The organism is Bacillus kwashiorkori (assembly GCF_001375515.1).
Classification (GTDB): Bacteria; Bacillota; Bacilli; order Bacillales; family Caldibacillaceae; genus Bacillus_BK; species Bacillus_BK kwashiorkori.
The window spans coordinates 314,613-337,420 of the sequence record NZ_CTDX01000016.1; the positions used below are offsets into that span (position 1 = coordinate 314,613).

Sequence of the window (22,808 nt, forward strand, 5' to 3'; positions counted from 1 at the left end):
AAAGAGTATGTCATAGTCCATCTATCATGCTTGGCATGTCAGAGAGGAATTTCCGTGGCTGAGAGAAATTCTAGATGAAGGATGACAGAAGGCTAGTCTGGAGTGCAGTTAAACCCTGCCGTTCTGCCGCGTTAAGGCGAATAAGCGATGAAAGTGAATTAGTGGTTATGGCTCTTGTCATAAACACTTTCATAATCAGGGTGGTACCACGGGTAACTCCTCGTCCCTGCTTAGGGAAGAGGGGTTTTTTTATTTGTTGAGAATTTTTGTTTTCTTCAAAAGGGTAGGCCACTTTACTTGGACTGGGGCGACATTGCACAACTAGAACTTGCGCGACAACTTCTTTTATCGGAAAGGCTATGTTATTGTTTATTGAGATTTTTAGGCAGTTGTTGATTGTAGTGTAAGGCGGCGACTACGACGGGAACAGCCGAGCCGAATTTTCAGGGTAGCCATCGCAAAAGTAATGTGACTTAACTAAAATTACAGAAATTGGAGGTAATTGCATGAAATCATTAACAGGCGCGGAAATACGCCGTATGTTTTTACAGTTTTTTGAAGAAAAAGGCCATAAAGTTGAACCTAGCGCATCGTTAATTCCTCATGAAGATCCAACATTACTATGGATTAACAGCGGAGTAGCAACGTTAAAAAAATATTTTGATGGAACGATAAAACCAGATAACCCAAGAATAACTAATGCACAAAAGTCGATTCGGACAAATGATATTGAAAATGTTGGTTTTACTCCGAGACACCATACGTTCTTTGAAATGTTAGGTAATTTTTCCATCGGAGATTACTTTAAAGAAGAAGCAATTGCTTGGGCTTGGGAATTTTTAACTGACCCAAAATGGATCGGTTTTGATAAAGAGAAACTATCGGTAACAATTCATCCAGAAGATGATGAAGCATATGAAATTTGGTCAAAAAAAATCGGTGTCCCTGAAGAACGAATTATTCGGCTAGAAGGAAACTTTTGGGATATTGGAGAAGGTCCAAGTGGCCCAAACTCGGAAATTTTTTATGATCGTGGCTCCGAATATGGAGATGACCCAAATGATCCTGAAGCTTATCCTGGAGGAGAGAATGACCGCTATTTAGAAGTATGGAACTTAGTTTTTTCTCAATTTAATCATAATCCAGACGGTACATATACACCTCTGCCAAAGAAAAACATTGATACAGGTATGGGTTTAGAAAGAATGGCTTCGATTATTCAAGAAGTGCCAACTAATTTTGATACTGATTTGTTCATGCCAATCATTCAAGCGACAGAGAAAATTTCTGGTGAGAAATATCGAGAAGATCAGAAAAAAGATATTGCTTTCCGCGTCATCGCTGACCATATTCGAACAGTTGCCTTTGCTATTAGTGATGGTGCTTTACCTTCGAATGAAGGAAGGGGTTACGTATTACGGAGATTACTAAGAAGAGCTGTTCGATTTGCAAAAACAATTCAAATCAATCGTCCGTTTATGTATGAATTAGTTCCAACTGTTGGGAAAATAATGGTTGATTACTATCCGGAAGTAAATAACAAATCAGATTTTATTCAAAAAGTTATTAAGACAGAGGAAGAAAGATTTCATGAAACGTTAAATGACGGATTAGAAATTTTAGCAACGGTGATTAAAAATGCAAAAGCTGCTGGTAGTAATATGATTCCAGGAATAGATGCATTTCGTCTCTATGATACGTATGGCTTCCCAGTTGAGTTGACAGATGAATATGCCAAAGATGAGGGAATGGAAATAGATTATGTTGGCTTCGAAAAAGAAATGGAAGAGCAACGGGATAGGGCCCGAAAAGCTCGACAAGATACGGACTCCATGCATATTCAAAGTGGCGTTTTAGGTGATTTAACAATTGATAGCGAATTTATTGGATATGAAATGTTAGAATGTGATACACAAGTTGCAGCTATTGTAAAAGCTGGACAACTAGTGGGAGAAGCTCAAGCGGGTGAAGAAGTAGATGTAATCTTTTCTAAAACTCCTTTTTACGCTGAGAGTGGAGGCCAAATTGCAGATGTTGGCTATATAAGCTCTTTAGACGTGAAAGCAGTTGTAAAAGATGTACAAAAAGCACCACATGGGCAAAATTTACATCGAGTGTTGATTGAATCAGGTAATCTGAAACAAAATCAACAAGTCCGATTGCAAGTAGATAAAAATAATCGACAACAGATTACAAAAAATCACACAGCAACCCATTTACTTCACCAAGCTTTAAAAGATGTTTTAGGAGAACATGTGAACCAAGCTGGATCATTAGTTGAAGCAGAAAGATTACGCTTTGATTTTTCTCATTTCGGTCAAATTACTGATGAAGAGTTAGATAAAATTGAAACAATTGTAAATCAGAAAATAATGGCTGGACTTCTAGTCGAAACATCATACTCTGGAATTAATGAAGCAAAAGCGATGGGAGCAATGGCTTTATTTGGGGAAAAATATGGCGATGTCGTTCGAGTAGTGAAAGTTGGCGATTACTCCTTGGAACTTTGTGGAGGTTGTCATGTGCCAAATTCAGCTGTAATAGGTTTGTTTAAAATTGTGTCAGAAAGCGGCATTGGAGCAGGTACGAGAAGGATAGAGGCAGTTACAGGTGAAAACGCGTATCATTTTATCAATGATCAAATTCAAGTTTTAAAAACAAGTGCCAAATTATTGAAAACAAAACCGTTGGATGTACCAACTAAAATTTCTCAACTTCACCAAGAGGTAAAAGAGTTGCAAAAGCAAAATGAATCATTAACAGCAAAACTAAGTAATTTAGAAGCTGGGAACTTAATTGATGACGTCCAAGAAGTTGCAGGGGTGAAATTTTTAGCAAAGCAAGTTCAAGCGAAAGATGTCACTCAATTACGGACAATTCTTGATGATTTGAAACAAAAAATTGGTTCAGGTATTATCGTCCTCGGTTCTGTTAATGATGATAAGGTTCAACTAATTGTCGGTGTAACAAAAGATTTAACAAATAAATATCATGCAGGAAAATTAATTAAAGAAATCGCTGGAATATGCGGTGGCGGTGGTGGAGGTCGTCCAGATATGGCTCAAGCTGGTGGGAAAGACCCTGAAAAATTAACCGACGCCTTAAACTTTGTTAAAGAATGGATAAAACAGTTTTAATAGCTTGGCAACTAGTGTAGAATAGAATTATCAGTATTTGGAAGTGCGATGGACGAAAGTGAGGTGCCAGAATTATGAGTTCACTTGATAAAACGATGCAATTTCATTTTCCAGAAGAACCATATAAGCACGAAGTTAAGGAAGTATTGTTTCAAGTTTTTTCTGCACTAGAGGAAAAAGGTTATAATCCGATAAATCAAATTGTCGGCTATTTACTATCCGGAGATCCTGCCTATATTCCGAGACATAAGGACGCCCGTAATATTATTCGGAAACTTGAAAGAGACGAAATAATTGAAGAGCTAGTAAAATTTTATTTACAGCAACGAGAGGATAAGTAAATGCGGATTTTAGGTTTAGATGTCGGATCAAAAACTGTTGGAGTTGCAATCAGTGATGAATTCGGCTGGACAGCTCAAGGTATTGAAACGATATCCATTAATGAAGAGAAGAAAGAATATGGAATAAATAAATTGGCACAAATCGTCGAACAATATCATGTAGACAAATTTGTCGTTGGTCTCCCTAAAAATATGAATGGCACAATCGGTCCACGGGGAGAAGCAAGTAAATTTTATGCAAAACTATTGGAAGAAACCTTTTCATTACCAGTTGTTTTATGGGATGAGCGTTTAACGACGATGGCCGCTGAAAGGGTACTAATAGAAGCGGATATGAGCCGAAAAAAAAGGAAAAAAGTAATTGATAAAATGGCTGCAGTAATGATTTTACAAGGTTATTTAGATAGTATGAAATAAACTCAGGAGGAATGAATAATGGAACATGGAGATAACCATATTACAGTAATTGATGAAGAAGGTAACGAACAGCTTTGTGAAATTTTATTTACATTTGAATCAGAGGAGTTTGGAAAGTCATATGTTCTTTACTACCCTGTTGGTGCAGAAGAAGATGAGGATGGTCATATTGAAATTCATGCATCAAGTTTCATTCCTGGTGAAGAAGAAGGCGATTTATTGCCAATTGAGACAGATGAAGAGTGGGTTTTAATCGAAGAAATGTTAGACACTTATATGGACTCGGAAGAAGAGTAATTTTAATAGAGAGCTGATGTTTTCTAACACACTGTAATACTGAATGAAAAAGGACTGTTTCTATAGGACAGCCCTTTTTTTACGTAAAAAATTGTTTTTTTTATATTATGTTATAGTATAATGATTCAGAACGGAAAATTTGAATACTCTCTTATCTAAGGGGGAGAATGATGGAAAAAGATAAAAAACTATCAAAGCAAGAAATTTTATTAGCGAAACAAAAAGAAGCAAAAATAGTTAGGAAGATCGTATTTCCGGTTAGTATCGTTTTATTTTTACTTTTTACTGGTATAGCAACAGGAGGTTACTTATATATAACTTCCAGTTTAAAACCTTTAGACCCTTCTAATAAAGCCGACAAAGAAATCGAAATTCCGCTCGGATCTGGGATAACTTCCATTGCGAACATGCTAGAAAAACAAAAAATAATTAAAGATGCAAAAATCTTTAAATATTATGTAAAGTTTAAAAATGAATCCGGCTTTCAGGCAGGTACGTATCAGTTAAGTCCTTCAATGACGTTTGATGAAATTATTGCCAATTTAAAGACTGGTAAAGTGTTAAAAGATGTAGCAATTAGAATACCAGTACCTGAAGGATTGTCTTTAAAGGAAATTAGCGCAATAATAGCTCGGGAAACTTCCTATTCGGTTAATGATGTCGATGCTTTGTTAGCTGATGCAAATTTTATAAAAGAATTAAAAGAACAGTATCCGACCATATTTACGGATGAAATTGATAATGAATTAATCAAGCATCGTTTGGAAGGCTATTTATTTCCAGCAACCTATACATTTACAGAAGAAAAACCAGATTTGAAAAAGATTATTAAATCAATGGTTGCAAAAACAGAATCGGTAATATTGAAATATTTACCTGATATGAAAAGTAAAGAAATGACGGTGCATCAACTGTTAACACTCGCTTCATTAATTGAAGAAGAAGCTGCTGATGAGGAGAGTCGCAAAACAATCGCTAGTGTTTTTTACAACCGAATGGATATAGGTATGCCATTACAAACAGATCCTTCTGTATTATATGCTATGCAAACCCATAAAGATCGACTTTATTTTAAAGACTATGAGTATGACGATCCATATAATACGTATAAAAACTTAAATTTACCGCCTGGTCCGATTGCAAATGCAGGTGTTAGCTCTATTGAGGCAGCATTATATCCAATTAAAAGCGATTATTTATATTTCTTAGCAACGAAAGAAGGAGAAACACTTTTCTCCAAAACTTTTAAAGAACATAATGAAAAGTATAATAAGTATATTGCTCAATAAGGACAATTATTTTATTATACTTATCGCTTTTTTATTTTATCTATGCTAAAATAGAAAAAGTATTTTTACCTGCTTCTAAAAAGCGTCATTCGTAGGAAAACCTTTGTTTTCTTATGATGACTCTTTTTTGTTGTTATCTCGATTTGAAAGGGGATTTTATTAAATGATTAATGGTGATCATTTAAATAGTTATTTGCAAAGTTTTATTAGTGAAAGATCTCCTTTTTTTCAAGAAATGGAAAGATATGCAAAAGAAAACTGTGTTCCGATTATGGATCCTTATAGTATGGAAACAGTTTTGCAATTACTCCGTTTATACAAGCCGAAAAATATGCTGGAAATCGGTACTGCCATTGGTTATTCAGCATTAAGATTTGCTGAAGCGGTTCCTAATATAAAAATTTTAACGATAGAAAGAGACAATAACCGGGCAAAATTAGCTCATACAAATATTCAGCAGGCAAACAGACTAGGCCAAATTACCATGTTGGAAGGAGATGCTTTTGATTTGGTCTTAGAAGTTGCCAAGTATGCACCATTCGATTGTTTGTTTATTGATGCTGCTAAAGGACAATATCAACGGTTTTTTCAAACATTTGAACCATACTTAGCAGAACAAGCCCTCATCATTACCGACAATGTTCTCTTTAAAGGATATGTATATTCGGACAATGAAAATAATAACCGGTTGAAGAAGCTCGGTAAAAAAATTCACCATTATAATGAATGGCTCATACAAAATCCATCATATCAAACAGTTATTTTACCTGTTGGTGATGGAATTGCTATTAGTATAAAACAAAAGTAATGCTTACTGTACGATATAAATATTTAGTATATGTTTAAACAGATATTAAAAAAAGGGTGAAAGACAAATGTTTAAACCGGAATTATTATTAACACCAACAAAACTATCTGATTTAGAACCGCTAATAAATGCGGGGGCAGATGCTTTTGTAATCGGAGAACAACAATTTGGTCTTCGTTTAGCTGGAGAATTTACGAGAGGTGATGTTCTAAAAGCCGTAGACATCATTCATTCTCACAATAAAAAAGTATATGTGGCGGTAAATGCAATTTTCCATAATGAAAAATTAGACGATGTTACTGACTATATGCAATTTTTACAGACGGCAAATGTCGATGGAGTATTATTTGGAGATCCAGCCGTTTTAATGATTGCTCGTGATGTTGCACCGAAGCTAAAACTTCATTGGAATCCAGAAACGACGGCTACTAACTGGTTTCAATGCAATTACTGGGGAAAACGACGTGCACTACGATCAGTTCTCTCGAGAGAACTAAGTATGGATGAAATTATTGAAATTAAAGAAAACACTGACGTGGAAATTGAAGTTCAAGTTCATGGGATGACTTGTATGTTTCAATCGAAAAGAAAGCTTGTTGGCAATTATTTTGAATTCCGTAAAGAACAAATGGAATTGAAACATGATGACAATCAACAATTGTTTTTATACGATGCAGAACGAGATAATAAATATCCCATCTTTGAAGATGTAAATGGAACACATATAATGAGTCCAAATGATATTTGTATCATCGATGAGTTAGAAGAACTAATTGATGCGAACATTGATAGTTTTAAAATTGAAGGTGTATTGAAAACAACCGATTATTTAGTGACTGTTACGAAACTATATCGCAATGCGATTGATTTAGCAGTGGAAAATAGAAAACAATATAATAAAGTTAAAGCGGATTTAGTAAAACAAATTGAAGAAGTCCAACCAGTGAATCGTCCGCTAGATACAGGATTTTTCTATAAAGAAACAGTATACTAAACGCCTTTTGTACAGAAAACTTCTAGGAGGCAAGTAAAATGACTACTTTGCAAGATAAAATTTCAGAAATTCGTGATGGCAAACGAGTTATTATAAAAAAGCCGGAATTACTTGCACCTGCCGGAAATCTTGAAAAGTTAAAAATCGCCATCATGTATGGTGCAGATGCAGTATTTCTTGGTGGACAAGAATATGGATTGAGATCCAATGCAGATAACTTCACACTTGAAGAAATGAAAGAAGGGGTGGAGTTTGCAAACAACTATGGCGCAAAAGTGTATGTAACAACTAATATTATTGCGCACAATGAAAACATTCCTGGGTTAGAAGATTATTTGCGAGGATTAGAGGAAGCAGGTGTAACTGGTATTATCGTTGCTGACCCTCTAATCATTGAAACTTGTAGAGAAGTAGCACCAAAATTAGAATTGCATTTAAGTACTCAACAATCATTAACAAACTGGAGAGCCGCACAGTACTGGAAAGAAGAAGGATTACATCGTGTCGTATTAGCTAGAGAAACAAGTGCAGCAGAAATTGAAGAAATGAAGGCGAAAGTTGATATTGAAATTGAAACATTTATCCACGGAGCAATGTGTATAGCATATTCTGGTCGTTGTGTATTAAGTAATCATATGACAGCACGTGATTCTAACCGTGGCGGTTGTTGTCAATCATGTCGCTGGAACTATGATTTATACCAATTAGAAAATGATCAAGAAATACCATTATTCAATGAAAATGACCCAGCTTTTGCAATGAGTCCGAAAGATTTAAATCTACTGCAATCTATTCCGAAAATGATTGAATTAGGAATTGATAGTTTAAAAATTGAAGGACGAATGAAATCCATTCACTATATAGCTACAGTAGTAAGTGTATATCGAAAAGTTATTGATGCTTATTGTGCTGACCCAGATCATTTTATTTTCCAACAAGAATGGTTGGACGAGCTGCGGAAGTGTGCTAACCGTGATACAGCACCTGCCTTTTTTGAAGGAGTTCCTGGATACGAAGAGCAAATGTTTGGCAATCATGGACATAAACCGACCCACGAATTTGCGGGGATGGTCCTAGATTATGATGCAGATACAAATATAGTTACGTTACAACAGCGGAATTATTTCAAACCTGGTGATGAAGTAGAATTTTTTGGTCCAAATATTCAAAATTTCACCATGAAAGTTGATAAACTTTGGAATGAAGATGGAGAGGAAATTGATGCGGCCAGACATCCTCTGCAAATTGTTAAATTTAAAGTAGACAAACCTGTATATAGATATAACATGATGCGAAAGGAGAACTAAAATGCAGGAGAAACCTGTCGTGATAGGTGTTGCCGGAGGGTCTGGTTCAGGGAAAACGAGTGTTACTAGAGCTATTTGTAATAAATTTGGTCAAGATTTCATACTAATGATTGAACAAGATGCATATTATAAAGACCAGAGTCATTTACCTTTTGAAGAAAGACTAAAAACAAATTATGATCATCCGCTTGCATTTGATACGGATCTATTAATTGAACATCTACAACGTTTAATTAAGTACGAACCAATTGAAAAACCAGTCTATGATTATGCATTGCACACGAGATCAACTACAGTCATTAACTTGGAACCGAAAGAAGTAATCATTTTAGAAGGTATATTAGTACTAGAAGATGAACGCTTAAGAGATTTAATGGACATTAAATTATTCGTAGACACCGATGCTGATCTTCGGATTATTCGCCGGCTTGTTCGAGATACGAAAGAACGTGGTAGAACAATGGATTCGGTCATTGATCAATACGTCTCCGTTGTACGCCCAATGCATAATCAATTTGTTGAACCGACTAAACGATATGCGGATATTATTATTCCAGAAGGTGGACAAAATCACGTTGCTATCGATTTAATGGTTACAAAAATTAAAACTATCCTTGAAGAAAAGTCTTTTTTATGAAACAATATCATAAATCAATAGTAATATTTATCATAACGTTATTTTAGAATTTTAACTGCGGGAGGACTTAGAGTAATGCGGAATGTTTTCATGTTCTTCCGTAGAAACAATGTTTGTAGCAGTGCTACAGGCTAATAATATTCATTCATCCATACTACTAATTGGACATGAAATGGATCATTATTAGTCAAAAGCACTTAATTTTTTATATAACCCGTTCATTTCCCGGCCTACATATTAGGCCGTTTCATTCAATGAAAACAATTGTTATTAAAGATAGATAATGTTACGGGAGAAAAAATGAAGGAGTGAAGGATTATGGTAGAAAAAACATACCCTATGACAAAAGAAGGTAAAGAGAAAATAGTTCAAGAATTAGAACATTTGAAAACGGTTAAAAGGAAAGAAGTAGTAGAAAGAATAAAAATCGCCCGCAGTTTCGGAGATTTATCAGAAAACTCTGAGTATGATTCCGCAAAAGAAGAACAAGCTTTCGTGGAAGGAAGAATTGCTCTTTTAGAAAAAATGATCCGTAATGCGGTTATTATAGAAGATAATGGTAATGATAATGACACTGTAGCATTAGGGAAATCAGTTACATTTGTTGAACTTCCAGATGGAGAAGAAGAAAGCTATACAATTGTTGGGAGTGCAGAAGCTGATCCATTTGAAGGAAGAATTTCCAATGATTCTCCAATAGCGAAAAGTTTAATTGGCAAAAAAGTAGGCGATGAAGTAACTGTTCAGACGCCTGGCGGAGAAATGCTTGTGAAAATAGTTGCTATAAAATAATTTCATTCATTTTTTGGAGGCAGATAATTACCACTTAAGTAACAGCAAGTCGGTATTTTAGCAATCTGCCTCCTTTTCTTTTGCTGCTATCATTTATATATTCGTCTTACTAAGGAAATTATGGATATACGATTAAAATAGAATACATTCGTTAACAATGGTTAACGGGTGGTTTATGTGATAAAAAAGCGTATAACATTATTATCTATTTCTATATTAATTATTTTCACAGGACTTATTTTTCGGTTAGCACAAATTCAATTAATTGATACAATGCATTTTTCCAGCCGAAACATTAACTTAATTGAACAAAGTATTAAACAGCGGAGCCAAGAAGTTGTCATTGATAATGGTAGAGGTAAATTTTTAGATAAAAATTATATTCCATTAACCCATGAAACTTATGCTTCATTAATTTTATTTCCTTTTATTAAAACGATGGATTGGGATAGTAATAAAGTGGCGGAAATTATCGGGGTGGAACCTTATTCTCTTCATCAAGCGCTAAATGATGCGCAGGGACCGGTAATTTTCGGTGCTCCGAAACCGTTACGTTTAACCGACGAACAAGTAAAACAAATAAACCAATTACAAATTCCTGGTGTTTTCGCAGTAAAAAAGCAATTCCCTCGATCAGATACAGTTGCAGAACAGTTAATCGGATTTGTTGGGGAAAATTATTCATTATTAAAAGAACGCTATCCAGATAAAAAACTGTCCAGTGATACATTAATAGGAATATCAGGTTTGCAAAAGAGCTTCGATGAATTTTTATTACAAGAAGAAGCGACAAAACTAATATATCATGTTGATGGAAAGGGAGGGCCTTTGTTTGGAATTGATGTAAAATATGTTGACCCAGCAAACCCGTATTATCCGTTGAACATAATTACAACGATAGACTATCAAATTCAAAAAATGTTGGAAAACATAGTCGATCAGCATAATATAATAAAAGGTGGTTTAGTTTTATTAGATATTGAAAGGAATGCTATACTAGCCCTTGTGTCAAGACCAAAACTAGACAAAACGGATCCTTATAAAAATGATGGTGCAAAGAATTATATGTTTTCTGCGGAAATACCCGGTTCCATTTTTAAAACGGTTGTGGCAGCAGCGAGTATTGATCATCAGTTAAATAATCCGAGTAGAACTTTCAATTGTTCTCAAAAAATTAATGGTGAAAAAGATGAAATATTTGATCATGGTATTTTAAATTTTACCGATAGTTTTGCAGCAAGTTGTAATTTCACTTTTGGCCAATTAGCAAAAGAATTGGCTCAAAAAGATGCTACTATTTTAACAAGTTATGCAGAAAAATTGGGACTTACATCCCAAGTAGGTTGGCAAGGAGAAGTATTCCACTTTGACAATTTTAAACAATTTGCGAACGAAGAAGTGGGACGTGTATTCTTAAATAACGAGGAACAAAAAGATTTAAATTACGCAGCAAATTCAGGGATCGGACAGCATAACGTACGAATTACTCCCATTGCTGCAGCAAATATGATGGCAACTATAGCTAGGGGTGGGGATAGGCAATTAGTCCGTAGCGTATCATCTATTCAATATAAAAATGGCACAACGATGTTCCAATTCCCCCAAGTTCATCAAAAAAATTCTATTTCTCCTTATACGGCGATGAAATTGCAACAATTATTACGCGAAGTAATCGTTAATGAAAAAGGAACTGGCATCGGTTTAAAAGATCTCCCTTATGCAGTGGCAGGTAAATCAGGTACTGCGCAAACAAATCAAAAGATGGATGGAGAAGAGTTGTTAAATAAATGGTTTATTGGCTATTTTCCTTTTGAAAAGCCAAAGTATGCCTTAGCAGTCGTAAATTTAGATGTAACTTGGAATAGTGGTTCGGTAACACCCGTTTTTCGTGATGTGGTGAATACTCTGTATGAAATCGATTATAAAGATAAGCATTCTAATCAATTGCAGTAAAAAAATTTTATAGGAATGTTATAATCTTTTAATCGTACTGTTAAAAACAAAACCATTTTTATAGTAAAATGTTAATGTAAATAAAACTAAGGGAGGAGATGTATTTGAGTAATTATTATCCACCAAAGAGACGCTCACGTGTCGAACAACATTCCAAACAAAAAAAGAAAAATTTCGTACTAAATATATTAATTGGTATTGTTTTTCTATTAATTATCATTGTCGGAGCTTCTATAATATCTAACTTGAATAATAATCCGACTCAACAAACGAGTGGCGTTCAAAAAAGTAAGGATGCAAATGAAACAAATGGAAATAAGGAAGACTCGGAAAATAAAGCAGGGGAAGATAAAGAAACGGATGAGGATGAAAATAACCCTATTGAAGATGAGTCTGAAGAGGAAACAGAATCTAGTGGAACTGCTGATGAAGATAATCCTACAGACTCTGATGAGGAAACTACTGGCGAAGAGGATGGCACAAACGGGGATATTATTGAAGAAGAAAGTAACGATCCAAATATTATTAGAGTAGTGAAAAATCCAAATTGGCAACCAGTTGGAACTACCCAAAAGGGTGAACATATAACTAATTACCAAGAAGGTTCGGTTGATCGAAAGGAAATGGAGAAAGCTTTAACATATGCAACAGGCTTAAATGAAGGAGATATCATTTTGTGGTGGGTCGGCCACGGTGGTATTCCTAACCAAAATGTAGTTGGTACGATTACACCGAAAGATCAAAGTCAAACATTTCGTGTATACCTTGACTGGATAGACGGACAAGGTTGGTTGCCAACTAAAGTGGAACAATTAAAAGTAAATGATAAAAAACGAAATTAGTGAGGGAAACAAATGAAAATCGCAATTATTGGTGCAATGGAAGAAGAAGTGAGAATATTACGAGAACAACTAAGTAACAAAACAAGCGAAACAATCGCTAATTGTGAATTTACTATTGGAACTCTCTTTAACAAAGAAGTAATACTATTAAAATCAGGTATCGGCAAAGTGAATGCAGCAATGGCAACCTCTATTTTATTAGAGCGTTATTCACCAGATTATATAATTAATACAGGTTCTGCTGGTGGATTAAACCCCGAGCTCAAAATCGGAGACCTCGTTATTTCAAATGAGGTGCGTCACCATGATGTGGATGCAACAGCTTTTGGCTATGAAATTGGCCAAGTGCCACAAATGCCTCCTGCTTATCAGGCTAATGAATATTTAGTAAATATTGCTATGGAAAGCGCAAAAGAAATTGCAGGTGTTCAAACAGTTATAGGCTTAATCGCAACTGGCGATTCTTTTATGAGTGATGCAAATCGTGTTCGCCAAGTAGGAGAAAATTTTACCCAAGTTCAAGCAGTAGAAATGGAAGCAGCGGCAATCGCACAAGTAGCTTTCCAGTTTTCTACACCTTTTGTTATTATTCGCTCATTATCAGATATCGCTGGAAAAGAGTCCGATATATCATTCGATCAATTTTTGGAGACAGCAGCCCTCCATTCAACAAAGCTCGTTCTAAATATTGTTAAACAGCTAGATTAACTTCCGTTTTTACTGTAAGAATCAATAATGGAAGAGTTGCTTTTCCTAAAATTACATACAGAAATGTATTGTATTATATGTTAATCTATTAGTAGTTTATAAAATACTACTAGAATAACAGGTGAGATGAATGGATGATAGGAAAAAACTAAAGGAGAAAGCAACTGACTACCAAAACTTCTCTCATATTTTATTGGCAGCTAGCACATTTTTTTATTTAGGTTTATTAATAAAAGGTAACGAACAAACGAATACTCATTTAGCGATTATTATGATTGCTACATTAATATTTATCAGTTTAGCATTTCTCTTCCGTACCGTTTCGGTTAATTGTCGCAAGAAATTAATAGAAATGGAAGATGATATAAACGAATTAAACCATTAATAGTAAATGTAAATAAAGCGAGCCGTAGGTGAAGTATGCCCGCTACAAACAGATAAAATAGGGCAGTGATGATATGCTACAGTCATCGTTGCCCTATTATTTTTATTCTTCGCTTCGTTTCGATTTTCTTTCCTTTTCTTCACGATAAAATTCATGAAACATTTTCATTAAGGCACGTTTTTCGATTCGCGATACGTAACTTCTAGATATACCTAATTCTTTCGCGATTTCCCTCTGAGTTTTTTCCTTTTGAAGATCTAGTCCGAATCTCCCGATAATAACTTCTTTTTCTCTATCATCAAGAACTTCCAAGTAATTTTTCAATTTCTCCAATTCCATATTTAGCTGAATGGTTTCAATAACATCCTCTGAATCTGATTTTAGTACATCGATTAAACTTATCTCATTGCCTTCTTTGTCCTGACCAATTGGGTCATGGAGAGATACATCTTTTTTTGTCTTTTTTAAAGCCCGTAAATGCATTAATATTTCATTTTCAATACACCGTGCTGCATATGTAGCAAGTTTTGTACCTTTTCCTCCTGAGTAACTTTCTATCGCCTTTATAAGACCAATTGTACCGATTGAAATTAAGTCTTCTTGATCTTCACCGGTGTTTTCAAACTTCTTTACGATATGTGCCACTAGCCGTAAATTATGTTCGATAAGAATGTTTCTTGCTTTCATATCGCCTTTTGCTAATTGTTTTAAATATTTCTGTTCCTCTTTAGTCGATAAAGGTTGGGGGAAGGCATTATTTTTAACATAGGAGACTAAAAAAACTAATTCTTTAAAAATAACTCCAAGTGCAGTTAAAATTCCGGACATTTATCCACCTCCATATCGAAGAAGTACCCCGTATAAGCCATTATATGCAGGGAAGAGAAAAACTTAATTTGTCCAATACAAAAAACTATTTCGGGAAACTAAATTTTTTATTGAATGTTATAGAAAATTATGTAAAATCGTATTATAATGAAACGGATAACAATTTTTTCGGAGGGGATTTTTTTGACAAAAACGACTTATCTAGAAACTTGGGATTTGGATATATTTTTCAAAGGAGGTAGTGAATCGGCAGAGTTTAGCCAGTTTTTACAAGAGACGAAGGATGAACTTCTTTATTTTTCCAATCATGTTGAACAATGGACGTTGCCAAAAACAAAAGAAAACAATCAAGAGCTTGTAAAGTTAATTGATGAATATCAAGGAGTTGGGCAAAAGTTAAGACAGGCTGGGGCGTTTGTAAGTTGTTTACAAGCACAAAATATGGCTGATAAAAAAGCAACAGAACTGCGTGGTAAAGTAACGGAGCTTCAAGCAATCTTCCAAAATGCTTTAACATTGTTTGATGATAAATTGAAACAACTGGATGATTCCTTATGGGAGAAACTACTTTTAGCAGATGAACTAAAAGAAATTGCATTTGTCTTGTCAGAAAGACGGGATCGATCGAAGGAAAAATGTTCACAACGAGAGGAAGCTTTGATTAATTCTTTAAGTGTTGATGGTTATCATGCATGGGGACAGTTTTATGATGTGATTGTAAAAAATATCCGTATTCCATTTATTGATAAAGAGAAGGAGAAAGAAAGATTATTATCCGCAGGTCAAGCTCACAATAAGTTTTCTGATCCGGATCGTATGGTAAGAAAAACAGTTTTTGAAAATTGGGAAGAAGCTTGGGAAAGTCAAAGTGAATACATAAGCACGGTTTTGAACCACTTAGCTGGTTTTCGGTTGAATGTTTATAAAGAACGTGGCTGGACGGATGTTTTATATGAACCACTTAAAATAAATCGCATGGAAAGAAAAACACTTGATACGATGTGGTCGGTCATTAGTAACCATAAACAACTATTTTTAAAATACTTTGAAAGAAAAGCAAAACTGTTAAATTTAGACAAACTTTCTTGGTATGACTTAGATGCACCTATTGGCACTGCGAATACAAAAATGTCATATCAAGAAGGTGCCGATTTTATTATTGAGCAATTTGGTAAGTTTGGCAATAAATTAGCAAATTTTGCACAACAGGCATTTGAAAATCGTTGGATTGAGGCGGAAGACCGTGATGGAAAAAGACCAGGTGGATTTTGTACATCTTTCCCATTGAGTCAACAATCGCGAATTTTTATGACTTATTCCGGAACGCCATCGAATGTATCAACATTGGCCCACGAACTTGGTCATGCTTTTCATTCGTATGCGCTCCGTGATGTTCACCCGATGAATAAAGGCTATGCAATGAATGTTGCGGAAACAGCTTCCACTTTTGCTGAGATGATTGTAGCAGATGCGAGTGTGAAAGAAGCTAAAACGAAAGAAGAAAAAATAGCCCTTTTGGAGGATAAAATTCAACGGTCTACCGCATTCTTTATGAATATCCATGCCCGGTTCCTATTTGAAACACGCTTTTATGAAGAAAGGAAAAAAGGGATAGTTAGCAAGGAACGGTTAAATACATTAATGGAAGAGGCACAAAAAGAAGCATATTGTAACGCTTTAGCTGATTACCATCCGACATTTTGGGCTTCTAAATTACATTTTTATATTACTGGCGTTCCTTTTTACAATTTCCCATATACTTTCGGGTATTTATTTTCACTTGGCATTTATGCTCGCAGTAAGGCAGACAGTGCAGGCTTTGAAGATAAATATATCGCATTATTAAAAGATACTGGATCGATGACTGTTGAGGCGTTAGCTGCAAAACATTTAGATGTCGATTTAACAAAACAAAGTTTTTGGGAAGATGCTGTAAAATTATGTGAGGAAGATGTAAAAGATTTTTTACGCTTAACGGAATAAGAGGATTTCTAAAGTAAAAAATGAGGCTAGTTAAACAGCCTCATTTTTATTACACTTTTTTAATTTTGAATGGGCTAACCATAAAGAAGGATAATAATAAAGTTAAAAACAAGAAGAATTGCGGTGGAAAATATGGAATGCCCAAGTAACTAAAAGTTAGAATACAACCCGCAGCAGTTATTGGTAATCCTGTGAAATAACCATTGCTTTCGGTAATATTAAAACGCGCTAAACGAAATGCTCCACAGCTAATATAAAGAATCGTAAAGAAAATTCCTGGAACCGATAATACGTTCAAAATCCCTTCGTACATTAATAATGCTGGCGCAACTCCAAAAGAAATAATATCACTCATAGAATCTAATTGTTTGCCTAAATCAGATTCGGATTTTAATTTCCTAGCGGCCAACCCATCGAATCGATCCGCAAGGGCGGCTAAAAAGATTAATAATAAGCTTAAAGATAAGTTCCCATGTAATGTGAAAATAATTGCAAATCCGCCTAAGAAAAGATTCGTCATCGTTAAAATATTGGCTAGCTGTGTTTTGAGTTTTTTAATCGTATTGTCGATTACTTGCGAAAGAAACATATTTTCACCCCTTTCATGCAATTTTGTAAGTTTACATATATAATATATTATGCTTTTATTATGAATAGGTAAAGAACTATTTGGGGGTAACGATAAAAATGCGGAAATTTTTTTACCGATTATTAATAGAGTTAACGAATAGGAAAACATCTTCCTTATTACTTAGCAAGCTATCTCAATCGAAACTAAGCAAGAAGTTCATTCCATCTTTTATTAAATTATATCATATAAATATTGAAGAAGTTGAAAAGAATTTACATGAATATCATTCTATACAAGAATTTTTTACCCGTACGTTAAAAGCAGGCAGTCGCCCGATTAATAAAGATCCACATACGGTGATAAGTCCTGTCGATGGTGTTATTGAAGCGTTTGGTACCATTGATGAAGAAAGTCTTTTTTACGTCAAAAATAAACAATATTCATTAGCTGATATGTTTGCCAATGAAGAAGAAATAGAGAAATACATTGGTGGACAATACATCATTATTTATTTAAGTCCAAGCAATTATCATCGGATACATAGTCCTCTTGACGGCAAAATTGTTAAGAAATTTACGTTAGGGAAACGTTCTTATCCAGTTAACCGGCTAGGTTTGCTTTATGGGAAGGACCCATTATCTAAAAATTTCCGGAAAATAACGATTATTGAACATCCATTAGGAAAATTAGCGTTAGTAAAAATAGGGGCAATGTTTGTCAATAGTATCGAGTATTTACATGACAATGAGCGTACAACTAAAGGAGAAGAACTTGCTTATTTTGCTTTTGGCTCTACCGTTATTTTATTATTTGAAAATGGCACGTTCCGCTTTTCAGAAACAGTGAAACTAAAGAGCCCTGTTCACGTTGGTGAGCCCATTGGTACCATTCAATAAAATAAGGCTCACATAACAGCAAAAAATCTTTTCTGTGAGCCATTTATCGATGGTAAGTATTTTCAATTAGGAGACTCCTTTAATTTTATGATTAAGTGAACGGCGGCAAATTTCTTGTTTAATAAGATCGATAAAATCTTGACTTAGCTTTAATTCAACAGCTTTGAAATAAGACTCAATTAAAAGTTCATCCGATAAATTTCTCATTTTCGTCGGTATTTACCTTCACCTCCAAGTTCTATAATTTCTATATGAGGAATAAACATAGTAAGTTAAGATGGATAACATTACTTTAACAAAATTAAAAACGGAGGACAACCTGTGATTTTATCCACATGGACGGTGGATATCCTGTGAATGAAATGTTGAAAAACAGTGAAAAGTCTATCGTAACACTGTTAAAAATGTGAATAAACTTATCCACATGAAACGAACTAAGTCGGTATTTGTCGAAAACTTTTTTCTATTTGTCGGTCTTTAAGGGATTATGTCGAATAGTGTTGGAGCTAAAGGAAATCAAACGGCCAATCATCTTTGCTACACCTGGACTTGTATATTCTGTACTTCGAAAGTTTACTTTTTTTATAAATTGTCTTTGAAAATGAACACTTCTTTTTGTATGATGGAAACTGGTGACTAATATAGGTACTTGAAAAATATGAGGTGTATTTCATGTTGAAAGCTTTTTTACCGAACGATTATGTAAAAAATATATATGCCATTACTCCCGAATATTTAAAAGAGCGAAATATAAAGGGAGTTATAACCGATTTAGATAATACGTTAGTGGAATGGGACAGGCCACTTGCAACACCGGAAATTGAAAATTGGTTTAAAAAGATGAAAGATCACGGCATTAATATTGTTATTGTTTCTAATAATAAAGAAAAACGTGTCTATGATTTTGCTCGGCCATTGCAAATACCTTTCGTATTTAAAGCTAGGAAACCGTTAAGAAGGTCATTCCATCGGGCATTATCTATGTTAAAATTGTCAAAAGAAGAGGTAGTTGTTATTGGTGACCAATTACTTACAGATATTCTTGGTGGTAACCGATCAGGATTTCATACGATATTAGTTGTACCTGTCGCCTCCTCGGATGAGTGGGTAACGAAATTTAACAGGAAAGTGGAAAGAATAATATTGAATAAGTTTGCAAAAAAAGGATTGCTAAAATGGGGGGAATCTTCCAGTGGAAAATAATATCGTATGTGTTGGCTGCGGTGTGAAAATTCAAACGACTGATGAAAAAGCAATCGGTTATGCACCAAGTTCAGCACTTGAAAAAGAGGCAGTTATTTGTCAGCGTTGCTTCCGGCTAAAACATTATAATGAAATTGCGGATGTAGAACTGACAGATGATGATTTTCTGAAAATATTAAATGGTGTAGGAACTAGCAACAGTTTAATCGTTAAAATCGTTGATATTTTTGATTTTAACGGTAGTTGGTTACCTGGTATTCATCGTTTCACTGGTGGCAATGAAGTACTACTTATCGGCAATAAAGTTGACTTGCTACCTAAATCTGTGAAAAAAAATCGTCTAATCCATTGGATAAAACAACAAACTCATGAATTAGGCTTAAAGCCTATCGATGTTTTACTTGTAAGTGCCGAAAAGGGATTATTTATTAAAGAAGCGATTGACCTAATTGAAACATATCGACGGGGTCGAGACGTGTATGTTATCGGTGCGACGAATGTCGGCAAATCAACCTTTATTAACCGAATTATTCAAGAAGTTACTGGTGAGGGAAATATTATTACTACCTCTCAATTTCCAGGAACTACGTTAGACTTAATTGAAATACCGTTATCGGACGGGAAAGCAATTTATGATACTCCAGGAATTATCAATCATCATCAAATGGCCCATTTCGTGAGTAAAAAAGATTTGAAAATTATTACTCCAAAAAAAGAGATTAAACCGAAAGTATATCAATTGAAGGAGCAACAAACATTATTTTTCGGTGGCTTAGCACGTTTTGATTTCATTAAAGGTGGAAGTCGTTCATTCGTTTGCTATTTATCCAACGAATTAAATATTCACCGGACGAAATTGGAAAAAGCAGATTTACTTTATAAAGAACATTTAGGAGAGTTATTACAACCGCCAACTGGTGAGGAAGCACGTGAATTACCCCCATTCGTTCGACAAGAGTTCTCGATTAAAGAAGCGAAAACGGATATTGTGTTTTCTGGTCTTGGTTGGGTAACAATTAATGAACCAGGAGTAGTTATAGCTGCCTATGTGCCTAAAGGTGTTCGAGTGTATATTCGCAAATCATTAATATAGGCTAAATAAGAAGGTGACACGGTGAAATTATTTGGAATAATAGGGGACCCGATAAGTCATTCTATTTCGCCAATGATTCATAATTCACTATTTAAAAAATATGGTCTAGAAGCGTATTATCATCCATTCCATGTTAAGAAAGAAACATTGGCAGAAACTATCCATGCGATGAAACTATTAAATATTGCTGGGTTTAATGTAACGGTACCGCATAAAGAACGAATTATCCCGTATTTAGATGAAATTGATGATTTAGCTAAAATGATTGGTGCCGTCAACACAGTTAAAAACGAAAGTGGAAAATTAATTGGTTATAATACAGACGGAATTGGTTTTGTTGAGTCGTTAAAAGAATTAGACAATGAATTTATTAATAAACGTATCGTTATCATTGGTGCGGGTGGGGCAGCGAGAGCCATTTATTTTTCTCTCGCATCAGCAGGAGTGAAATGTTTAGATATTGCAAATAGAACCGAAAATAACGCCCTTAAAATCATTCATGCTTATCCATTAAATATTGAAACCAATTGTTTAACTTTAAATCAATTAGAACAAAGTTTACATCATTACGATATTATTATTCAGACTACATCGGTAGGGATGGAACCAAATGATCACCAATCACTGATTGAATTTTCGAAGTTACAGATAAATACGTTAGTAATTGATATTATTTATAAACCAGCAGTAACTAAATTTTTGAAAAATGCAGAAATGAATGGTGCACGAATCGACAATGGTTTAACGATGCTTTACAATCAGGCTGCATATGCCTTTCAAATATGGACTGGAATTTTTCCAGATGTCTCCAAAGGTATAACAACATGAATATGTGATAAGAAGGGATAGAAACTATGTTAACAGGAAAACAAAAACGTTTTTTACGTTCACAAGCACACCACTTACAACCGATTTTCCAAGTAGGTAAAGGTGGGGTCAATGAAAATATGATTAATCAAATTAGTGATGCCCTTGAGGCTAGAGAATTAATTAAAATTAGTGTTTTACAAAATTGTGACGTGCCAAAAGAAGAAGTAGCTGAACAACTAGCTAGCGGAGCAAAAGCAGAGCTTGTTCAAGTTATTGGCAATACAATTGTTTTATACAAAGAATCATCCGAAAATAAACAAATTATCCTTCCGTAATAATTTGGAGGATTGGTGAATATATGAAAAAAAAAATCGGAATTCTCGGTGGAACTTTTAACCCGCCTCATATCGGGCACTTAATTATTGCAGATCAAGTTTTACATTCGTTTCAATTAGACGAAATTTGGTTTATGCCAAATCATTTGCCACCACATAAGCAACTAAATATTCGTATTGCGAACGAGGATAGACAGAAGATGATTGAACTGGCCATTGACAATTGTAGTTATTTTAAAATCGAAACGATAGAAATAGAAAGGCTAGGGAAATCATATACATATGATACGATGTTGCTGTTAAAAGAGAGAGAGCCGAATGTGGAGTTTTATTTCATTATTGGCGGAGACATGGTGGAGTACTTGCCAAAGTGGTACAATATTGATCAGTTAATCAAACTAGTTCAGTTTATTGGGGTGAACCGTCCTCATTATTCTTTGCAAACAACTTATCCGATAAAGACAGTGGAAATACCGTCCATTGATATTTCCTCGTCCATCATTCGAGATAAACTAAAAAAAGGGGAATCCATTAATTATTATTTGCCCGATAAAGTAATTCAGTTTATTAGGGAGAAGGGTTTATATGGATGTAAATCAAGCAATTGATATAATAAAATCAGTCTTACCAGAAAAACGGTTTCTTCACACTTTAGGTGTTGTAAAAGCTGCAAAACAGTTAGCCAATAAATATGGTGGAGATATAAACAAAGTAGAACTATCGGCAATCTTCCATGATTATGCGAAATATCGTCCTGTCGAGGAAATGAGGCAAATTATTATTGAACAACAACTACCAAAACAGTTGTTGAACTTCCACACGGAATTATGGCATGCCCCAGTTGGTGCGTATTTAGTAGAACGAGAAATTGGGATAACAGATGTAGAAATTCTCAATGGAATTCGTTATCATACTACAGGTAGACCGAATATGACACTAGTAGAAAAAATCATTTATTTAGCTGATTATATAGAGCCAAATCGGCAATTTCCTGGAGTCGATGAAGTAAGACAACTGGCGGAAAAAAATATCAATCAAGCGGTGTTGCAAGCAACAAAAAACACGATTCAGTTTCTTTTGGAGAAAAACTCGCTTGTCTATCCTGATACAATCGATACATACAATAATCTTATTAACAAATCATGATTAAAAATGACGAAGGTTCTCACCAATTTTTTAAAA

25 protein-coding genes and 1 other annotated feature (1 of these 26 only partly in view) are annotated in these 22,808 nt (G+C 34.6%); of the genes, 22 read left to right on the forward strand and 3 right to left on the reverse strand.

Going from position 1 to position 22,808, the window contains the following annotated elements:
- Nucleotides 1-231, forward strand: a binding site (T-box leader); it begins 17 nt to the left of the window's first position.
- Between the two features lie 275 nt (nucleotides 232-506).
- From alaS to BN1242_RS10770, 14 genes are all read left to right on the forward strand, one after another.
- Nucleotides 507-3,137: an alanine--tRNA ligase gene (gene alaS, locus BN1242_RS10705; protein WP_062355601.1), complete on the forward strand. Its 2,631-nt coding sequence runs from the start codon at nucleotides 507-509 to the stop codon at nucleotides 3,135-3,137.
- Between the two features lie 74 nt (nucleotides 3,138-3,211).
- A complete protein-coding gene (locus tag BN1242_RS10710) occupies nucleotides 3,212-3,478 on the forward strand; it encodes an IreB family regulatory phosphoprotein (protein ID WP_062355604.1) in 267 nt (88 codons plus the stop codon).
- Nucleotides 3,479-3,895, forward strand: a complete 417-nt coding sequence (ruvX, locus tag BN1242_RS10715) for a Holliday junction resolvase RuvX (protein ID WP_062355607.1) — start codon at nucleotides 3,479-3,481, stop codon at nucleotides 3,893-3,895. It begins immediately after the preceding gene.
- Nucleotides 3,896-3,913: 18 nt separating this feature from the next.
- On the forward strand, nucleotides 3,914-4,192 hold the full coding sequence (locus BN1242_RS10720) for a DUF1292 domain-containing protein (RefSeq protein WP_062355610.1): 279 nt from the start codon (nucleotides 3,914-3,916) through the stop codon (nucleotides 4,190-4,192).
- 170 nt (nucleotides 4,193-4,362) lie between these two features.
- Nucleotides 4,363-5,481 carry an endolytic transglycosylase MltG gene (gene mltG / locus BN1242_RS10725; protein WP_062355613.1) on the forward strand — a complete coding sequence of 373 codons (1,119 nt, stop codon included), beginning with the start codon at nucleotides 4,363-4,365 and terminating at the stop codon, nucleotides 5,479-5,481.
- A gap of 163 nt (nucleotides 5,482-5,644) precedes the next feature.
- On the forward strand, nucleotides 5,645-6,289 hold the full coding sequence (locus BN1242_RS10730) for an O-methyltransferase (protein WP_062355616.1): 645 nt from the start codon (nucleotides 5,645-5,647) through the stop codon (nucleotides 6,287-6,289).
- Between the two features lie 67 nt (nucleotides 6,290-6,356).
- Nucleotides 6,357-7,283, forward strand: a complete 927-nt coding sequence (locus tag BN1242_RS10735; RefSeq protein WP_062355619.1) for a peptidase U32 family protein — start codon at nucleotides 6,357-6,359, stop codon at nucleotides 7,281-7,283.
- 38 nt (nucleotides 7,284-7,321) lie between these two features.
- Nucleotides 7,322-8,590 carry a peptidase U32 family protein gene (locus BN1242_RS10740; RefSeq protein ID WP_062355622.1) on the forward strand — a complete coding sequence of 423 codons (1,269 nt, stop codon included), beginning with the start codon at nucleotides 7,322-7,324 and terminating at the stop codon, nucleotides 8,588-8,590.
- A gap of 1 nt (nucleotide 8,591) precedes the next feature.
- Nucleotides 8,592-9,227: a uridine kinase gene (udk, locus tag BN1242_RS10745; protein WP_062355625.1), complete on the forward strand. Its 636-nt coding sequence runs from the start codon at nucleotides 8,592-8,594 to the stop codon at nucleotides 9,225-9,227.
- Nucleotides 9,228-9,545: 318 nt separating this feature from the next.
- The gene (gene greA, locus BN1242_RS10750) at nucleotides 9,546-10,019 is read left to right on the forward strand and encodes a transcription elongation factor GreA (RefSeq protein WP_062355628.1); all 474 of its coding nucleotides are present in this window, start codon (nucleotides 9,546-9,548) and stop codon (nucleotides 10,017-10,019) included.
- Nucleotides 10,020-10,196: 177 nt separating this feature from the next.
- Nucleotides 10,197-11,972, forward strand: coding sequence for a peptidoglycan D,D-transpeptidase FtsI family protein (locus BN1242_RS10755; RefSeq protein WP_062355631.1), 1,776 nt, complete (start codon nucleotides 10,197-10,199; stop codon nucleotides 11,970-11,972).
- Between the two features lie 104 nt (nucleotides 11,973-12,076).
- The gene (locus BN1242_RS10760; protein ID WP_062355634.1) at nucleotides 12,077-12,814 is read left to right on the forward strand and encodes a YrrS family protein; all 738 of its coding nucleotides are present in this window, start codon (nucleotides 12,077-12,079) and stop codon (nucleotides 12,812-12,814) included.
- Between the two features lie 12 nt (nucleotides 12,815-12,826).
- Nucleotides 12,827-13,522 (forward strand): 5'-methylthioadenosine/S-adenosylhomocysteine nucleosidase, encoded by a 696-nt coding sequence (mtnN, locus tag BN1242_RS10765; protein WP_062355637.1) that lies wholly within the window; start codon nucleotides 12,827-12,829, stop codon nucleotides 13,520-13,522.
- Nucleotides 13,523-13,652: 130 nt separating this feature from the next.
- Nucleotides 13,653-13,907, forward strand: a complete 255-nt coding sequence (locus BN1242_RS10770) for a YrhC family protein (RefSeq protein ID WP_062355640.1) — start codon at nucleotides 13,653-13,655, stop codon at nucleotides 13,905-13,907.
- A 102-nt stretch (nucleotides 13,908-14,009) separates the two neighbouring features.
- Here the strand turns inward: BN1242_RS10770 and sigK are convergent, their stop codons facing one another.
- Entirely contained in the window at nucleotides 14,010-14,735 is a 726-nt protein-coding gene (sigK, locus tag BN1242_RS10775) for an RNA polymerase sporulation sigma factor SigK (protein WP_062355643.1), read from the reverse strand.
- Between the two features lie 147 nt (nucleotides 14,736-14,882).
- Here sigK and BN1242_RS10780 point away from each other — a divergent pair, with 147 nt between their 5' ends.
- A complete protein-coding gene (locus BN1242_RS10780) occupies nucleotides 14,883-16,718 on the forward strand; it encodes a M3 family oligoendopeptidase (protein ID WP_087941749.1) in 1,836 nt (611 codons plus the stop codon).
- Between the two features lie 49 nt (nucleotides 16,719-16,767).
- Here the strand turns inward: BN1242_RS10780 and pssA are convergent, their stop codons facing one another.
- Entirely contained in the window at nucleotides 16,768-17,307 is a 540-nt protein-coding gene (pssA, locus tag BN1242_RS10785) for a CDP-diacylglycerol--serine O-phosphatidyltransferase (RefSeq protein ID WP_062355649.1), read from the reverse strand.
- Nucleotides 17,308-17,405: 98 nt separating this feature from the next.
- Here pssA and BN1242_RS10790 point away from each other — a divergent pair, with 98 nt between their 5' ends.
- Complete coding sequence (locus BN1242_RS10790; RefSeq protein ID WP_062355652.1) at nucleotides 17,406-18,185, forward strand: phosphatidylserine decarboxylase; 780 nt, start codon at nucleotides 17,406-17,408, stop codon at nucleotides 18,183-18,185.
- Between the two features lie 66 nt (nucleotides 18,186-18,251).
- On the opposite strand, the gene BN1242_RS10795 is transcribed toward BN1242_RS10790, so the two are convergent.
- Nucleotides 18,252-18,392, reverse strand: coding sequence for a sporulation histidine kinase inhibitor Sda (locus BN1242_RS10795; protein ID WP_062355655.1), 141 nt, complete (start codon nucleotides 18,390-18,392; stop codon nucleotides 18,252-18,254).
- A 465-nt stretch (nucleotides 18,393-18,857) separates the two neighbouring features.
- Here BN1242_RS10795 and BN1242_RS10800 point away from each other — a divergent pair, with 465 nt between their 5' ends.
- The 6 genes from BN1242_RS10800 (at nucleotide 18,858) to yqeK (ending at nucleotide 22,772) form a co-directional block, all read left to right on the forward strand.
- Nucleotides 18,858-19,388, forward strand: coding sequence for a YqeG family HAD IIIA-type phosphatase (locus BN1242_RS10800; RefSeq protein ID WP_062355658.1), 531 nt, complete (start codon nucleotides 18,858-18,860; stop codon nucleotides 19,386-19,388).
- Nucleotides 19,378-20,481: a ribosome biogenesis GTPase YqeH gene (gene yqeH / locus BN1242_RS10805; RefSeq protein WP_062355661.1), complete on the forward strand. Its 1,104-nt coding sequence runs from the start codon at nucleotides 19,378-19,380 to the stop codon at nucleotides 20,479-20,481. The genes BN1242_RS10800 and yqeH overlap by 11 nt, the downstream gene beginning before the upstream one ends.
- Nucleotides 20,482-20,553: 72 nt before the next feature.
- The gene (gene aroE / locus BN1242_RS10810; RefSeq protein WP_062356995.1) at nucleotides 20,554-21,309 is read left to right on the forward strand and encodes a shikimate dehydrogenase; all 756 of its coding nucleotides are present in this window, start codon (nucleotides 20,554-20,556) and stop codon (nucleotides 21,307-21,309) included.
- Between the two features lie 26 nt (nucleotides 21,310-21,335).
- Complete coding sequence (yhbY, locus tag BN1242_RS10815; RefSeq protein WP_062355664.1) at nucleotides 21,336-21,626, forward strand: ribosome assembly RNA-binding protein YhbY; 291 nt, start codon at nucleotides 21,336-21,338, stop codon at nucleotides 21,624-21,626.
- Between the two features lie 23 nt (nucleotides 21,627-21,649).
- On the forward strand, nucleotides 21,650-22,234 hold the full coding sequence (locus tag BN1242_RS10820) for a nicotinate-nucleotide adenylyltransferase (protein WP_062355667.1): 585 nt from the start codon (nucleotides 21,650-21,652) through the stop codon (nucleotides 22,232-22,234).
- Nucleotides 22,212-22,772: a bis(5'-nucleosyl)-tetraphosphatase (symmetrical) YqeK gene (gene yqeK / locus BN1242_RS10825; RefSeq protein WP_062355670.1), complete on the forward strand. Its 561-nt coding sequence runs from the start codon at nucleotides 22,212-22,214 to the stop codon at nucleotides 22,770-22,772. The genes BN1242_RS10820 and yqeK overlap by 23 nt, the downstream gene beginning before the upstream one ends.
- The last annotated feature ends 36 nt before the right edge of the window (nucleotides 22,773-22,808 follow it).

Coding starts and splice junctions, on each gene's coding strand:
- alaS (WP_062355601.1), top strand. CDS start 507: ATGAAATCATTAACAGGCGCGGAAATACGCCGTATGTTTTTACAGTTT.
- BN1242_RS10710 (WP_062355604.1), top strand. CDS start 3,212: ATGAGTTCACTTGATAAAACGATGCAATTTCATTTTCCAGAAGAACCA.
- ruvX (WP_062355607.1), top strand. CDS start 3,479: ATGCGGATTTTAGGTTTAGATGTCGGATCAAAAACTGTTGGAGTTGCA.
- BN1242_RS10720 (WP_062355610.1), top strand. CDS start 3,914: ATGGAACATGGAGATAACCATATTACAGTAATTGATGAAGAAGGTAAC.
- mltG (WP_062355613.1), top strand. CDS start 4,363: ATGGAAAAAGATAAAAAACTATCAAAGCAAGAAATTTTATTAGCGAAA.
- BN1242_RS10730 (WP_062355616.1), top strand. CDS start 5,645: ATGATTAATGGTGATCATTTAAATAGTTATTTGCAAAGTTTTATTAGT.
- BN1242_RS10735 (WP_062355619.1), top strand. CDS start 6,357: ATGTTTAAACCGGAATTATTATTAACACCAACAAAACTATCTGATTTA.
- BN1242_RS10740 (WP_062355622.1), top strand. CDS start 7,322: ATGACTACTTTGCAAGATAAAATTTCAGAAATTCGTGATGGCAAACGA.
- udk (WP_062355625.1), top strand. CDS start 8,592: ATGCAGGAGAAACCTGTCGTGATAGGTGTTGCCGGAGGGTCTGGTTCA.
- greA (WP_062355628.1), top strand. CDS start 9,546: ATGGTAGAAAAAACATACCCTATGACAAAAGAAGGTAAAGAGAAAATA.
- mtnN (WP_062355637.1), top strand. CDS start 12,827: ATGAAAATCGCAATTATTGGTGCAATGGAAGAAGAAGTGAGAATATTA.
- BN1242_RS10770 (WP_062355640.1), top strand. CDS start 13,653: ATGGATGATAGGAAAAAACTAAAGGAGAAAGCAACTGACTACCAAAAC.
- sigK (WP_062355643.1), bottom strand. CDS start 14,735: ATGTCCGGAATTTTAACTGCACTTGGAGTTATTTTTAAAGAATTAGTT.
- BN1242_RS10780 (WP_087941749.1), top strand. CDS start 14,883: ATGAAACGGATAACAATTTTTTCGGAGGGGATTTTTTTGACAAAAACG.
- pssA (WP_062355649.1), bottom strand. CDS start 17,307: ATGTTTCTTTCGCAAGTAATCGACAATACGATTAAAAAACTCAAAACA.
- BN1242_RS10790 (WP_062355652.1), top strand. CDS start 17,406: ATGCGGAAATTTTTTTACCGATTATTAATAGAGTTAACGAATAGGAAA.
- BN1242_RS10795 (WP_062355655.1), bottom strand. CDS start 18,392: ATGAGAAATTTATCGGATGAACTTTTAATTGAGTCTTATTTCAAAGCT.
- BN1242_RS10800 (WP_062355658.1), top strand. CDS start 18,858: ATGTTGAAAGCTTTTTTACCGAACGATTATGTAAAAAATATATATGCC.
- aroE (WP_062356995.1), top strand. CDS start 20,554: ATGATTCATAATTCACTATTTAAAAAATATGGTCTAGAAGCGTATTAT.
- yhbY (WP_062355664.1), top strand. CDS start 21,336: ATGTTAACAGGAAAACAAAAACGTTTTTTACGTTCACAAGCACACCAC.
- BN1242_RS10820 (WP_062355667.1), top strand. CDS start 21,650: ATGAAAAAAAAAATCGGAATTCTCGGTGGAACTTTTAACCCGCCTCAT.
- yqeK (WP_062355670.1), top strand. CDS start 22,212: ATGGATGTAAATCAAGCAATTGATATAATAAAATCAGTCTTACCAGAA.